Annotated in this window: 11 protein-coding genes; 7 read left to right on the top strand and 4 right to left on the bottom strand. The window is 62.3% G+C overall.

The window, feature by feature from the left end; genetic code table 11:
- Nucleotides 1-2: 2 nt before the first annotated feature.
- The 4 genes from bamB to ACRAWE_RS00875 all read left to right on the top strand — a co-directional run bounded on the left by bamB (nt 3) and on the right by ACRAWE_RS00875 (nt 4,221).
- Complete coding sequence (gene bamB / locus ACRAWE_RS00860) at nt 3-1,184, top strand: outer membrane protein assembly factor BamB (protein WP_432524419.1); 1,182 nt, start codon at nt 3-5, stop codon at nt 1,182-1,184.
- Between the two features lie 255 nt (nt 1,185-1,439).
- Nucleotides 1,440-2,930, top strand: a complete 1,491-nt coding sequence (der, locus tag ACRAWE_RS00865) for a ribosome biogenesis GTPase Der (protein WP_019452357.1) — start codon at nt 1,440-1,442, stop codon at nt 2,928-2,930.
- Between the two features lie 99 nt (nt 2,931-3,029).
- Nucleotides 3,030-3,986, top strand: a complete 957-nt coding sequence (locus tag ACRAWE_RS00870; protein ID WP_019452358.1) for an AEC family transporter — start codon at nt 3,030-3,032, stop codon at nt 3,984-3,986.
- Between the two features lie 13 nt (nt 3,987-3,999).
- Complete coding sequence (locus tag ACRAWE_RS00875; RefSeq protein WP_019452359.1) at nt 4,000-4,221, top strand: zinc ribbon domain-containing protein; 222 nt, start codon at nt 4,000-4,002, stop codon at nt 4,219-4,221.
- Between the two features lie 4 nt (nt 4,222-4,225).
- On the opposite strand, the gene ACRAWE_RS00880 is transcribed toward ACRAWE_RS00875, so the two are convergent.
- The 3 genes from ACRAWE_RS00880 to ACRAWE_RS00890 form a co-directional block, all read right to left on the bottom strand.
- Entirely contained in the window at nt 4,226-4,567 is a 342-nt protein-coding gene (locus ACRAWE_RS00880; RefSeq protein ID WP_019452360.1) for a protealysin inhibitor emfourin, read from the bottom strand.
- The gene (locus tag ACRAWE_RS00885) at nt 4,567-5,592 is read right to left on the bottom strand and encodes a M4 family metallopeptidase (RefSeq protein ID WP_432524422.1); all 1,026 of its coding nucleotides are present in this window, start codon (nt 5,590-5,592) and stop codon (nt 4,567-4,569) included. The genes ACRAWE_RS00880 and ACRAWE_RS00885 overlap by 1 nt, the downstream gene beginning before the upstream one ends.
- Before the next feature lie 62 nt (nt 5,593-5,654).
- Entirely contained in the window at nt 5,655-6,725 is a 1,071-nt protein-coding gene (locus ACRAWE_RS00890) for a LacI family DNA-binding transcriptional regulator (protein ID WP_025159557.1), read from the bottom strand.
- Nucleotides 6,726-7,083: 358 nt separating this feature from the next.
- On the opposite strand from ACRAWE_RS00890, the gene ACRAWE_RS00895 reads away from it, so the two are divergent.
- Nucleotides 7,084-8,394 carry an MFS transporter gene (locus ACRAWE_RS00895; protein WP_019452363.1) on the top strand — a complete coding sequence of 437 codons (1,311 nt, stop codon included), beginning with the start codon at nt 7,084-7,086 and terminating at the stop codon, nt 8,392-8,394.
- An 11-nt stretch (nt 8,395-8,405) separates the two neighbouring features.
- Complete coding sequence (locus ACRAWE_RS00900) at nt 8,406-10,772, top strand: TIM-barrel domain-containing protein (RefSeq protein ID WP_432524427.1); 2,367 nt, start codon at nt 8,406-8,408, stop codon at nt 10,770-10,772.
- A gap of 3 nt (nt 10,773-10,775) precedes the next feature.
- Here the strand turns inward: ACRAWE_RS00900 and xseA are convergent, their stop codons facing one another.
- Entirely contained in the window at nt 10,776-12,152 is a 1,377-nt protein-coding gene (gene xseA / locus ACRAWE_RS00905) for an exodeoxyribonuclease VII large subunit (protein WP_038872505.1), read from the bottom strand.
- 170 nt (nt 12,153-12,322) lie between these two features.
- On the opposite strand from xseA, the gene guaB reads away from it, so the two are divergent.
- Nucleotides 12,323-13,786: an IMP dehydrogenase gene (guaB, locus tag ACRAWE_RS00910; protein WP_026036091.1), complete on the top strand. Its 1,464-nt coding sequence runs from the start codon at nt 12,323-12,325 to the stop codon at nt 13,784-13,786.
- The last annotated feature ends 71 nt before the right edge of the window (nt 13,787-13,857 follow it).

The raw sequence follows: 13,857 nt of genomic DNA on the forward strand, positions 1-13,857 counted from the left end.
CCATGCAATTGCGTAAAACACTCTTGGTCGGACTGGTTTCCGCTGCCTTGCTGAGTGGTTGCTCGCTGTTTAACAGCGAAGAAGACGTGGTTACCATGTCGCCGTTGCCGAAAGTTGAAAATCAGTTTACGCCGAACAAGGCGTGGAGCACCTCGGTGGGCGACGGTATCGGTGAGTATTACTCCCACCTGCGTCCGGCCTATCAGGATAGCACCATTTACGCCGCCGATCGCTTCGGCATCGTGAAAGCGATGGACGCTGACAGCGGCAACGAGAAGTGGAAGGTCAATCTCTCCGAGAAAACCGGTTTCTTCTCCAGCAACCTGTCTGCGCTGCTGTCGGGCGGCCTGACGGTCGCGGGTGACAAGGTTTACGTCGGCAGCGAAAAAGCGGTGGTTTACGCATTGAACACCGCCGACGGCGCCATCTCCTGGCAGACCAAAGTGGCCGGCGAAGCGATCTCCCGTCCGGTTGTCAGCGACGGCATGGTGCTGGTGCATACCTCCAACGGCATGCTGCAGGCGCTGAACGAAGCCGACGGTGCGGTGAAGTGGACGGTTAACCTGGATATGCCTTCGCTGTCGCTGCGCGGTGAATCCGCGCCGGCCGTCGCCTTTGGCGCCGCCATCGTCGGCGGTGACAACGGCCGCGTCAGCGCGGTGCTGATGCAGCAGGGCCAGATTATCTGGCAACAGCGCATCTCTCAGCCGAGCGGCGCAACCGAAATTGATCGCCTGAACGACGTGGACACCACGCCGGTGATCGTTGACGGCGTGGTCTACGCGCTGGGTTACAACGGCAACCTGACGGCGCTGGATCTGCGTTCCGGTCAGATCATCTGGAAACGCGAACTGGGTTCGGTGAATGATTTCATCGTCGACGCGGGCCGCATCTACCTGATCGACCAGAACGATCGCGTGGTGGCGCTCAGCACCGAAGGCGGCGTGACCGTATGGACGCAGAGCGATCTGCTGCACCGTAACCTGACGCCGCCAGTGATGTATAATGGTTATCTGGTGACCGGTGACGCCGAAGGCTATCTGCACTGGATCAACACCACCGATGGTCGTTTTGTCGCCCAGCAGGAAGTGGACAGCTCCGGCTTCCTGTCTGCGCCGATGGTGGCCAGCGACAAGCTGGTCATCCAGGCTCGCGGCGGGAAAGTTTACGCTTTCACCCGCTAACGCCGCTCGTCGTGACCCTTCTTGCACCCGAAAGCTTTCGGGTTGCAGCCAGGCGGCAAGCGCATGAGTCCTCGGGAGCTTAGTGAACTGAGTGACCGGGGCGAAGGTGTGCAGACAACGCCGCTGTGGCGCGAAAGATGAAGGGGAAAACGGCTCCTGAGTGTTCAGGGGCCGTTTCGTATTTTATAAGCTGCACCGCTGGTGTCTATCCACAGTGCAGTAACGCATTGATTATTAAGTAATGAGGCTTCAACAATGATACCTGTCGTCGCGCTGGTCGGGCGCCCGAATGTGGGTAAATCCACCTTGTTCAACCGTTTAACCCATACGCGCGATGCGCTGGTGGCGGATTTCCCGGGGCTGACGCGTGACCGCAAGTATGGTCGTGCTGAAATCGAAGGCAATGAATTCATCATCGTCGATACCGGCGGTATCGACGGCACCGAAGACGGCGTAGAAACGCGCATGGCCGGTCAGTCGCTGCTGGCGATCGAAGAAGCGGACATCGTGCTGTTCATGGTCGACGCCCGCGCCGGCCTGATGCCGGCGGATCAGGGCATTGCCCAGCACCTGCGCAGCCGCCAGAAGGCGACCTTCCTGGTAGCCAACAAAACCGACGGTCTGGATCCGGACACCGCCACCGCTGATTTCTATTCGCTCGGCCTGGGTGAAGTGTTCGCTATCGCCGCTTCTCACGGCCGCGGCGTGACCCAGCTGATCGAACACGTGCTGGTGCCGTTCGTGCCGGAAAAACCGGAAGACGTCGAGCTGACCGAGGAAGAGGCCAACGCCGCTTACTGGGCCGAGCAAAACGGTGAAACGCTGGAAGGCGAAGAAGACGAAGAGCCGGAAGAAGAGTTCAATCCGCAGGATCTGCCGATCAAGCTGGCGATCGTCGGCCGCCCGAACGTAGGTAAGTCTACGCTCACTAACCGCATCCTCGGCGAGGAGCGCGTGGTGGTGTACGACATGCCGGGCACCACCCGCGACAGCATCTATATTCCGATGGTGCGCGACGAACGTGAATACGTGCTGATCGACACCGCCGGGGTGCGTAAACGCGGCAAGGTGACGGAAACCGTCGAGAAATTCTCGGTGATCAAGACCCTGCAGGCGATTGAAGACGCCAACGTGGTGCTGCTGGTGATCGACGCGCGTGAAGGCATTTCCGATCAGGATCTCTCGCTGCTCGGCTTTATCCTCAATAGTGGGCGCTCACTGGTGATTGCGGTCAACAAGTGGGACGGCATGAGCGAAGAAGATCGCGAGCACGTGAAAGAGATGCTCGATCTGCGTCTGGGCTTCGTCGACTTCGCGCGAGTGCACTTCATTTCCGCGCTGCACGGCAGCGGCGTCGGCAACCTGTTCGAATCGGTACAGGAAGCCTACGAGTGCGCAACCCGTCGCGTAAACACCTCGATGCTGACCAAAATCATGCAGATGGCGGTTGACGATCATCAGCCGCCGTTGGTGCGCGGCCGCCGTGTGAAGCTGAAATACGCCCACGCCGGCGGTTACAACCCGCCGATCGTGGTGATCCACGGCAACCAGGTCAGCGATCTGGCCGATTCCTACAAGCGCTATCTGATGAACTACTTCCGCCGCTCGCTGAACGTGATGGGGACGCCGATCCGCATCCAGTTCAAAGAGGGTGACAACCCGTTCGCCGGCAAACGCAACCTGCTGACGCCGACCCAGATGCGCAAGCGCAAGCGCCTGATGAGCCACCTGAAAAAGAGCAAGTAATTGCTCATGAGGGGCGCGGCAGTGATGCCGCGCCCCTTTTTTATTGGCCCGAAATCGTTTTATTATCTGAAGATTACCTCGCCTGCCTGAAGGAACACCATGTCCTGGGAAACCTGGAGTTTTGCGTTCAACGTCACCGTGCCGAATCTGTTAATGATGCTGCTGGGGATCCTGCTGCGCCATTGGCGCCTGATGGATGATCGCTTCGTCGACGGCGCGACCCGCCTGGTGTTCAATCTGGCGCTGCCGTGCCTGCTGTTTTTCAGCATCGCCACCAACCACCCACAGCTGCTCGGTAACCTGCCGCTGGTGCTGTTCGGCGCAGTCGGCACGCTGGCGACCTTCCTGCTCTTGGAGCTGGCGGCCAGGTGGCTGGTGAAAGAGCCGCGTGAGCGCGGGGTATTCGTGCAGGGCGGTTTTCGCGCCAACACCGCCATCGTCGGCCTGGCCTACGCCATGACCGCCTATGGCAGCGAAGGCATTGCGCTCGCCTCGCTGTACCTGACGGTGACGGTGATCCTGTTCAACGTGCTGTCGGTCATCACCCTCACGCGCAGCTTGCAGGGCGGACAGGGCAAGAAAATCAGCCACCTGTCGCTGCTGCGCAGCATCGTCACCAACCCGCTGATCATCGGCCTGGTGTGCGGGTTGGCGTATGCGCAAACCGGGCTGGGCATCCCGGCCGTGATTCGCCAAACCGGCAGCTATATCTCCGCGCTGTCGCTGCCGCTGGCGCTGCTGTGCACCGGTGCCAGCCTGGATTTTCGCGCCATGTTCCGCTCGTCCAACGTGGCGGCGCTGTCGTCGGCGGCGAAGCTGTTTCTGGTGCCGTTCCTGATGACGCTGGCCGGCTGGCTGTGCGGATTTCAGGGCGCGGCGCTGGGGATTATCTTCCTGTTTTCCGCCACGCCGACCGCCTCAGGCAGCTATGTGATGACGCGCGCCATGGGCGGCAACGCCACGCTGGCGGCCAATATTATCGCCATCACCACCGTCGGTTCGTTCTTCACCACCGCGTTGGGGATCTATTTCCTGCGCTCATGGGGCGCGATTTAATTTGGGAGTCGTTATGGAAGCGCACTGTCCGCAATGCCGTCAGATCATGAATTGGGTAGCGGGTCACTACCATTGTGAAGCCTGTCAGCGCGATTATCGGCAGCTGGCGAGCTGCCCGGAATGCGGGCAGCCGCTGCAAGAATTGAAAGCCTGCGGGGCGGTGGATTACCTGTGCCAGAACGGGCACGGGCTGATCTCCAAAAAGCGGGTGAATTTCAGCTATCAGCCGCTGTAAGCCCTCACTCATCCACCTGGCCGGTTTTCCACAGATCCACCAGCGCCTGCGGCGCGCTGCTCTCCGGGATTAGCAGCACGATCTCGCTGCTCAGGGTGGGGCTGGTGTAGTTGATCTGCACGCGGTAATAGCGCTGGTCGCCACAGCCGGGGGAGGCGGGTTGGCCTTCTTCCTGCGCATAGGGCAGCGTCTGGTTCAGCAACTGATTCAGACGCTGCCGCTGCTCCGGCGTGATATCGGCCAGCGCGATGCGGCGCTGGCCCGCCAGTTTGGGAATGTAGGCGAAGCCTCCCTCGCGCGCCAGCTCAATGACCGTATCCTGATTGAGCGTCGGCAGCGGTTTCATTATTCCACCCCCACCTGATGCCAGGCTTGCTGCACCTTGTCCGCCACGCTCTGATCGAAACGCGCTTGCGCATGTTTCACCGTGGCGCGGGCAAAGGTGGCGAAGTCGGCGTTTTGCGGCAGCGCTTTGTCGCACACCGTGTCATACCAAACGTAGCCGGCTTTCTCCCAGGCGAAGCCGCCCAGGGCGGTTGCCGCCAGGTAGAAGGCGCGATTGGGAATGCCGGAGTTGAGGTGCACGCCGCCATTGTCTTCCTTGGTCTGAATATAATCCTGCATGCTGGCGGGCTGCGGGTCCTTGCCCAGCAGCGGGTCGTCGTAGGCGGTGCCGGGCGCCGACATCGAACGCAGCCCTTTGCCTTTGATGCCCTTGGCGAGCAGCCCGGCACCGATCAGCCAGTCGGCTTTATCGGCGGTTTGCTGCAGATGGAACTGCTTGACCAGCGAGCCGAACACGTCGGACAGCGATTCGTTGAGCGCCCCGGATTGTTGGTAGTAGATCAGCCCGGCTTCGCTCTCGGTCACCCCGTGCGCCAGCTCGTGGCCGACTACGTCGATGGCGATGGTGAAACGGTTGAAGATCTCGCCGTCGCCGTCGCCGAACACCATCTGCTGGCCGTTCCAGAAGGCGTTCTGGTACTCCTTGCCGTAGTGCACGCTGCCGGTCAGCGGCAGCCCTTTATTGTCCAGCGAATTGCGGCGGTAGGCCTGCCAGAAGAAATCGTAGGTGACGCCGAGGTAGTCGTAGGCTTCCTCCACCGCCACGTCGTGGTTGCTGGGTTGCCCCTCTTTGCGCACCTGTTTGCCGGGCAGTTGGGTGCCGTTTTGGGCGTCGTAGATATCGCGGATCGCTTCACCGGCTCTGGCGTTCTTTTCGGTCGGTGAACGCAGCGGCTTGTTGCCGAGCAGGCTTTGCACGTGGTTCAGGGTGTGCAGCGCGCAGTCGCGCTGCGGGGCGTTGCCGTGTTCAATGATGCGGCGCAGCATGTAGGGAGGAATGACGGAACGCATGCGCTGGGCTGACATAGTGGCTCTCCTTAGGCAAAAATTTTACCTCATCGAATGAATGCACTGAGCCTAAGTGTAGTCTACTCGTCATAAAGCCTGTGGTTATGCGTGCTCACCGCCGGCGCGCTCTTGTGCGGGCTGACGCGCCGCACTGAGGCGCGCACCGCCAGCCGGCCGTGCAGCAGCAGATTGCACGGCGGCGCGTCGGGGCGCAGCATGCGCCGCTGCAGCAGCTGGATCGCCTCGTAGCCCAGCTCATCGCGCGGCACCTGCACCGAGGTCAGCGGCACGTCGTGGATTTCCGCCAGGTTGAAGCCGTCGGTGCTCATCACCGAGACGTCGCCCGGCACGCTCAGCCCCAGTTTATTGAGCGCCTTGACCGCCCCGACCGCCATGTAGTCGCCGCCGGCCAGGATCGCCGTCGGCAGCGGGGCGCGGTTCAGATAGGTGGTCAGCGCCTGCTCGGCCTCTTCGCTGCCGAAGCCGGAGGTGGTCACCAGATGGCGGCCATCGTCGAACGGCAGGTGATGCCGATCGTAGGCCTGGCGGATGCCCGCCAGCCGCAGCTCCATGGTGTGGCGGCGCAGGCACTGCAGATTGAGGATGTGGCTGTGCCCCTGTTGGAACAGGTAGCTGGCGGAGTAGTCGCCGATCAGCTGATGATCCGGCGAAACGCTGTCCAGCCGCATCTGCCGATCGCTGCAGTTAATCAACACGCACGGCTTGTGCAGGTCGGCGGCCAGAGTGTGGATATGCTCGTCGTCGATGCCGATGAGCAGCGCCGCTTCGGTATGCGGATCGCTCATCTTTTCCAGAAACAGCGCGCCGTCGCTGTGCTGCTCTTCCAGCCCGCAGTAGCGGATGCGCACCTCGTGCTGCATCAGCGCGGCGGCGATGCCCTGAATGACCTTGTAATAGAAGATATCGGTGCGCACGTCGAACGCGCGCTGCGGCGCGAACACCATCACGTTGTTCAGCATCAGCCGGCCGCTGGAAATGCCCTGCAGAATGCCGTTTTGCTGCGCACAGTCCAGCACCTTGCGGCGCGCCTCGGCGCTGGTGTTGGCCTTGCCCGCCAGCACGCGGGAAACGGTGCTGATCGACAGCCCGGTTTGGCGGGCGATCTCCTGGATTTTCAGCTTTCCGTTCATTTTGTGATCTCCTTCAAATTCATCCGTGAGAATATTTTCACTGCGGCTTTTCAGCATCTTGACCGGCTTTGCCGGCCATTATGACTATTTTTTCACCCGCCTGTGAAAATCTTTGCAAAAAACCCCGTTTCGCTGTGCGCTATCGCTGAGTAGTCTGCATTGGTACACCAATTTTGGCGACCTGTCAGTCCAATTTTAACGGTGTGCAAAAAAGAAAACAAAAAATAAATCATGGGGTTGTGACTGTCCGTCGGCCGACGATACGGCGCCGACCCGTTTTCACCGCTCCTTTTTTGATAGCGCAACGTACCTACCGAAACGCGCGTCGTCGTAACCGGCGGCCGCGGGGAGAGAATCGATGAGTGTGGAGATCAATCAGGCGGTCGTGCAGAGCGGCCGGCGCAAGTTCAAATCGCTGCGCTGGTGGATGCTGGCGCTGTTCTTGCTGGGCGTCACGGTCAACTACATCACCCGCAACTCGCTGGGCATTCTGGCGCCGGAGCTGAAAACCAGTCTGAACATGAGCACCGAGCAATACGCCTGGGTGGTGGCCTCGTTCCAGCTGGCCTACACGGTGTTTCAGCCGATCTGCGGCTGGCTGATCGACGTGATCGGCCTGAAGATGGGCTTTTTGATCTGCGCCGGCATTTGGGCGGTGGTATGCATGCTGCACGCCGGCGCCGGCAGCTGGCTGCAACTGGCCATTCTGCGTTTCTTCATGGGCGGCGCGGAGGCGGCGGCCACCCCGGCCAACGCCAAGGCGATCTCCGACTGGTTCCCGAAGAAGGAGCGGCCGATCGCCGCCGGCTGGGCGGGCGTCGGCTTCTCCATCGGCGCCATGCTGGCGCCGCCGATCATCGTCATCGCTCATGTCTCCTTCGGCTGGCAGGGGGCGTTCCTGTTCTCCGGCGGGCTGGCGCTGATCTGGGTGGTGCTGTGGTGGCTGTTCTACCACTCGCCGCAGCAGCACCCGAACCTCAGCCAGCAAGAGCTGGATCTGATCCGGGAAGACAACGAACCGGTGCTGCCGAAGCTGCCGTTCCTCACCTCGTTGGCCAGCCTGTGCAAGAACAAGAAATTCTACGGCATCGCCATCCCGGCCTTTCTCGCCGAGCCGGCCTGGGCGGTGTTCAGCTTCTGGGTGCCGCTGTACCTGGCTACCGAACGCGGCATGGATCTGAAACAGATCGCGATGTTCGCCTGGCTGCCGTTCCTGGCGGCGGACATCGGCAGCGTCGCCAGCGGCTATCTCACCACCCTGTATCGCAAATGGTTCGGCTGCAGCCGCGTCAACTCGGTGGTCGCCAGCTCGGTGACCGGCGCCTTCCTGATGGTGTCGCTGGCGTTCGTGGCAATCACCCAGGATCCTTATGTGGCGATCGCGCTGATCTCGATCGGCGGCTTCGGCCACCAGGTGATCTCCTGCATGCTCAGCGCGCTGGTGGTGGAGTCGTTCGATAAAAACCAGATGGCGACGGTCAACGGCATGCGCGGCTCCAGCGCCTGGATCGCCAGCTTCCTGTTCACGCTGCTGATCGGCGCGGTGTCCGACACCATCGGCTTCAACCCGCTGTTCATCGCCATGGGCTTCTTCGATCTGATCGGCGCTGTGTTCCTGATTGCCCTGATCGCCGAGCGCGGCGGTAACAAAACCCCTTCACACAGCTAAGTGGAATACTTATGAAAACGTTGAAAAACTGGACGCTGGTGGCGCAGCATGCCGACCATATTGAGCTGCTGGTCGATGAACGCCACCGCTTCTGTCTGTACGTGCTGGAAAAAGATCTGTTCCGCGTGCTGATCAAACGCGACGGTGAGCTGACGCTGGATCGCACCTGGAGCATCGCGCCGCAGGAGGATGTGCCCTGGGAGGGGCGCGAACGGCTCAGCGTCGCCGGTTTCAGCCTGCCGGGCTATCAGCTGCGCCAGGAGGGCGATCGGCTGGTGGTCAGCACGCCGCTGCTGCGCGTGACGGTGCATCAGCCGCTGTGGCTGGCGTGGGAGTATTGCAACGCCGCCGGCGAATGGCGGCCGCTGGCGGCGGATCGGCCGACCAGCGCCTACCTGCTCAATGCGCACGGCGACGGTGTGGCGCACTACCAGCGGCGTTTCGCCGATGAGCGCTATTACGGCCTGGGGGAGAAAGCCGGCGATCTGGAGCGCACCGGCCGCCGCTTCGAGATGCGCAACCTGGATGCCATGGGTTACAACGCCGCCAGCACCGATCCGCTGTACAAACACATTCCGTTCACCATCACCCGCGGGCCGGAGGCGAGCTTCGGCCTGTTCTACGATAACCTGAGCAGCTGCTGGCTGGATCTGGGCAACGAGATCGACAACTACCACGCGGCCTATCGTCGCTATCAGGCCGAAGCGGGCGATCTGGATTACTACCTGTTCCTCGGGCCGCAGGTACTGGACGTCACCAAGGCCTTCGTGCGCCTGACCGGCCGCACCCACTTCGGGCCGAAGTGGAGCCTGGGCTACAGCGGCTCGACCATGCACTACACCGACGCGCCGGATGCCCAGCAGCAGCTGCAGCAGTTCATCGCGCTGTGCCGTCAACACGCCATTCCCTGCGACTCCTTCCAGCTGTCGTCCGGCTACACCTCGATTAACCACAAGCGCTACGTGTTCAACTGGAATTACGACAAGGTGCCGCAGCCCAAGCTGCTCAGCCAGGCGTTTCACGACGCCGGCCTCAGGCTGGCGGCCAACATCAAACCGTGCCTGCTGCAGGATCACCCGCAGTACCGGGAGGTGGCGGCGCAGGGGCTGTTTATCCGCGACTCGCAAAGCGACGCGCCCGAGCGCTCCAGCTTCTGGGATGACGAAGGATCGCACCTCGACTTCACCAACCCGGCGGCGGTGCGCTGGTGGCAGCAGGGCGTCACGCAGCAGCTGCTGGAGATGGGCATTGACTCGACCTGGAACGACAACAACGAGTACGAAGTGTGGGACGGCGAAGCGCGCTGCCATGGCTTCGGGCGGCCGATCGCCATCAAGCACATTCGCCCGGTGATGCCGCTGCTGATGATGCGCGCCTCGATGGAGGCCCAGCAGCGTTTCGCGCCGCAGAAGCGGCCGTACCTGATCTCGCGCTCCGGCTGCGCCGGCATGCAGCGCTATGTGCAGACCTGGAGCGGCGACAACCGCACCAGCTGGCAGACGCTGCGCTACAACATCCGCATGGGGCTGGGCATGAGCCTGTCCGGGTTGTATAACCTCGGCCACGACGTCGGCGGCTTCTCCGGCGACAAACCGGACGCGGAGCTGCTGGTACGCTGGGTGCAAAACGGCGTGATGCATCCGCGTTTCACCATTCATTCCTGGAACGACGACGCCACGGTCAACGAGCCCTGGATGTACCCGAGCGCCACCCCGGCGGTGCGCGAGGCGATCAACCTGCGTTACCGGCTGCTGCCGTATTTCTACACCCTGTTGTGGCAGGCCTGCGCCGAAGACGAGCCGATGCTGCGCCCGACCTTCCTCGACCACGAACAGGATGCGCGCACCTTTGGCGAGAACGACGATTTTCTGATCGGCCGCGATCTGCTGGTGGCCAGCGTGGTGGAGCCGGGGCTGCGCCGACGTTCGGTATATCTGCCGGACAACGGCGAAGGCTGGTACTGCTTCTACAGCGGCCAGTGGTTCGACGGCGGCCAGACGATGACGCTGGCGGCGCCGCTGGAGCGTTTGCCGCTGCTGGTGCGCGCCGGGGCGGCGCTGCCGTTGTCGCAGCGGCTGGCGCATGTGGACGTGGCTGCCGACGATCGGCGCGAGCTACGGCTGTTTCCGCTCAAGGGCTGCGGCGTGAGCAGCGGGCTGTTGTTTGAGGACGACGGCGAAAGCGACGGCTGGCGGCAGGGCGATGCGCTGTGGCTGCGCTGGGAAATGCGCTGCGACAATCAGCGCATCATGCTGGATATCGCGACGGAAGGGCGTTTCCGCCCGGCCTGGCGCACGCTGACGCTCAGCCTGCCGGAAGGCGAAACGCGCGCGCTGTGGGTGAACGGCGAACCGGGCGAGCGCTTTACGCTGGGGTAGGGGCTATTCGGCCGCGCGTTTCTTGCGCGGCTTTTTGGCGACGGTGATGGTTTTCACCTCGCTTTCCACCCAGCCATCCTGCAGACGGGTTTTCAGCAGTTCGCCGACCTGCGCCTGTTTGGTGGTTTTCAGCAGTTCGCCGCGCGGGGTTTGCGTCACGCTGTAGCCGCGCGCCAGCGTCGCCAGCGGGCTGACGGTCTCCAGCTGGCTGCAGGCCACGCCGAAGCGCTGACGGTAGGCGTTGAGCTGCCGCTCCATCGCCTGCTGCAGACGGTATTCCTGCTGCTGCACGCGCTGTTGGTAGCGGTGAATGCGGCCCTGCGGCTGCACCTGCGCCAACCGCTGCTGGGCGCGCTCGCTGCGGCGGGCGGCCAGGCGCAGCTGTTGCTGCATGCCGTCTTCCATCCGGCGCTGCAGCTTGAACAGCAGCGTCTGCTGGCGCGCCAGGCGCAGATGCGGATGCTGCTGCTGTAAACGGTGGTGAATGCGGGTGAACTGCTGCTGGCGCTGCGCCAGGTAGTAATCCATCGCCATCTCCAGCCGCTGCTGCTGCGACTGCAGCTGGCGCAACAGCTCGAGCTGATTGCGGCTGACCAGTTCGGCGGCGGCGGATGGGGTCGGCGCGCGCAGGTCGGCAACGAAGTCGGCGATGGTGACGTCGGTTTCATGGCCGACGGCGCTGACGATCGGAATACGGCTGGCGAAGATCGCCCGCGCCACGCGTTCGTCGTTGAAGCTCCACAGATCCTCCAGCGAACCGCCGCCGCGGCCGACGATCAGCACGTCGCATTCGTCGCGGCGGTTGGCGGTCTCGATGGCGCGCACGATCTGCATCGGCGCTTCCGCGCCCTGCACCGAGGTGGGATAGATGACGATCGGCAGCGACGGATCGCGCCGCTGCAATACCTGCAGAATATCGTGCAGCGCCGCGCCGCTGGCTGAGGTGATCACCCCGACGCGTTTGGCCGGGGCGGGCAGCGGCTGCTTGAACTGCTGATCGAACAGCCCTTCGGCGCTCAGGCGCTGTTTCAGCTGCTCGAACTGTTGCTGCAGCAGGCCGTCGCCGGCGGGCTGCATGCTCTCGGCGATCAGCTGATAGTCGCCGCGCGGTTCATACAGCGTGATGCTGGCGCGCACCAATACCTGTTGGCCGTTTTGCGGCCGGAAGGTGACGCGGCGGTTGCTGTTGCGGAACATCGCGCAGCGCACCTGGGCGCGGTCGTCTTTCAGCGTGAAATACCAGTGGCCGGAGGCGGGCTGGGAGAGGTTGGAGATCTCGGCGGAGAGCCAAATCTGCCCCATTTCCATTTCCAGCAGTTGGCGAACCGTCTGATTGAGGCGGCTTACGGTAAAAATGGAAGGCGAAACAGGTAGCGTCATGTGACCCAGATCAAATTTCAAAACAATCACTTAATTGGTCGATACTACATGGCTGAAAAAGGTAATCAAGACTTTTTGTAAGAAAGTGCTGGAGGCAACCGATTCCGCTCTGTATAATGCCGCGGCAATATTTTATCTTTTTCACAGCCCACCCTGGTGAGATATTGCCCATGCTACGTATCGCTAAAGAAGCTCTGACGTTTGACGACGTCCTCCTGGTTCCAGCCCACTCCACGGTTCTGCCTAACACTGCAGAGCTCGGCACCCAACTGACCAAAACCATCCGCCTGAACATCCCTATGCTGTCCGCAGCCATGGATACCGTTACCGAATCCGGCCTGGCCATCGCGCTGGCGCAGGAAGGCGGCCTGGGCTTCATCCACAAAAACATGTCCATCGAGCGTCAGGCTGAAGAAGTCAGCCGCGTGAAGAAACATGAAAGCGGCGTAGTCACCGACCCGCAGACCGTTACCCCGACCACCACGCTGCAGGAAGTGAAAGAGCTGACCGCGCGCAACGGCTTCGCCGGTTACCCGGTCGTTACCGAAGACAACGAGCTGGTCGGCATCATCACCGGCCGCGACGTGCGTTTCGTGACCGATCTGACCCAGCCGGTCACCGCAGTCATGACGCCGAAAGATCGCCTGGTCACCGTGAAAGAAGGTGAAGCACGCGACGTGGTGCTGCAGAAAATGCACGAAAAGCGCGTAGAGAAAGCGCTGGTGGTGGACGACAGCTTCCACCTGCTGGGCATGATCACCGTTAAAGACTTCCAGAAAGCGGAACGTAAGCCGAACGCCTGTAAAGACGAGCACGGCCGTCTGCGCGTAGGCGCGGCGGTTGGCGCCGGCGCCGGCAACGAAGAGCGCGTTGACGCGCTGGTGGCAGCGGGCGTTGACGTTCTGCTGATCGACTCCTCGCACGGCCACTCCGAAGGCGTGTTGCAGCGCATTCGCGAAACCCGCGCCAAATACCCGGATCTGCAGATCGTCGGCGGCAACGTCGCGACCGCAGCGGGCGCCAAAGCGCTGGCTGAAGCCGGTGTGAGCGCGGTGAAAGTCGGTATCGGCCCTGGCTCTATCTGTACTACCCGTATCGTGACCGGCGTGGGCGTGCCGCAGATCACCGCCATCGCCGACGCGGTGGAAGCGCTGGAAGGCACCGGCATCCCGGTTATCGCCGACGGCGGCATCCGCTTCTCCGGCGACATCGCCAAAGCGATCGCCGCGGGCGCATCCTGCGTGATGGTCGGCTCCATGCTGGCGGGTACCGAAGAGTCCCCGGGCGAAATCGAGCTGTATCAGGGCCGCTCGTTCAAATCTTACCGCGGCATGGGCTCGCTGGGCGCGATGTCCAAAGGCTCTTCCGACCGTTACTTCCAGACCGATAACGCCGCCGACAAACTGGTGCCGGAAGGTATCGAAGGCCGCGTGGCCTATAAAGGCATGCTGAAAGCCATCGTGCACCAGCAGATGGGCGGCCTGCGCTCCTGCATGGGCCTGACCGGCTGCGCCACCATCGACGATCTGCGCACCAAGGCGGAGTTCGTGCGCATCAGCGGCGCCGGCATTCAGGAAAGCCACGTGCATGACGTGACCATCACCAAAGAGTCACCGAACTACCGCATGGGCTAATGCCTTAACCTCTCCTGAGTGAGAGGCCGGGGTGGGGCGCCAAGCCCCATCCCGAAACACACATTTTCGCT

It is taken from the genome of Serratia sp. BFP-2025, assembly GCF_050880365.1.
GTDB classification, from domain to species: domain Bacteria; phylum Pseudomonadota; class Gammaproteobacteria; order Enterobacterales; family Enterobacteriaceae; genus Serratia; species Serratia surfactantfaciens.

Excerpts from the sequence above, each read along its gene's own strand:
- bamB (WP_432524419.1), top strand. The coding sequence starts at position 3 with ATGCAATTGCGTAAAACACTCTTGGTCGGACTGGTTTCCGCTGCCTTG.
- der (WP_019452357.1), top strand. The coding sequence starts at position 1,440 with ATGATACCTGTCGTCGCGCTGGTCGGGCGCCCGAATGTGGGTAAATCC.
- ACRAWE_RS00870 (WP_019452358.1), top strand. The coding sequence starts at position 3,030 with ATGTCCTGGGAAACCTGGAGTTTTGCGTTCAACGTCACCGTGCCGAAT.
- ACRAWE_RS00875 (WP_019452359.1), top strand. The coding sequence starts at position 4,000 with ATGGAAGCGCACTGTCCGCAATGCCGTCAGATCATGAATTGGGTAGCG.
- ACRAWE_RS00880 (WP_019452360.1), bottom strand. The coding sequence starts at position 4,567 with ATGAAACCGCTGCCGACGCTCAATCAGGATACGGTCATTGAGCTGGCG.
- ACRAWE_RS00885 (WP_432524422.1), bottom strand. The coding sequence starts at position 5,592 with ATGTCAGCCCAGCGCATGCGTTCCGTCATTCCTCCCTACATGCTGCGC.
- ACRAWE_RS00890 (WP_025159557.1), bottom strand. The coding sequence starts at position 6,725 with ATGAACGGAAAGCTGAAAATCCAGGAGATCGCCCGCCAAACCGGGCTG.
- ACRAWE_RS00895 (WP_019452363.1), top strand. The coding sequence starts at position 7,084 with ATGAGTGTGGAGATCAATCAGGCGGTCGTGCAGAGCGGCCGGCGCAAG.
- ACRAWE_RS00900 (WP_432524427.1), top strand. The coding sequence starts at position 8,406 with ATGAAAACGTTGAAAAACTGGACGCTGGTGGCGCAGCATGCCGACCAT.
- xseA (WP_038872505.1), bottom strand. The coding sequence starts at position 12,152 with ATGACGCTACCTGTTTCGCCTTCCATTTTTACCGTAAGCCGCCTCAAT.
- guaB (WP_026036091.1), top strand. The coding sequence starts at position 12,323 with ATGCTACGTATCGCTAAAGAAGCTCTGACGTTTGACGACGTCCTCCTG.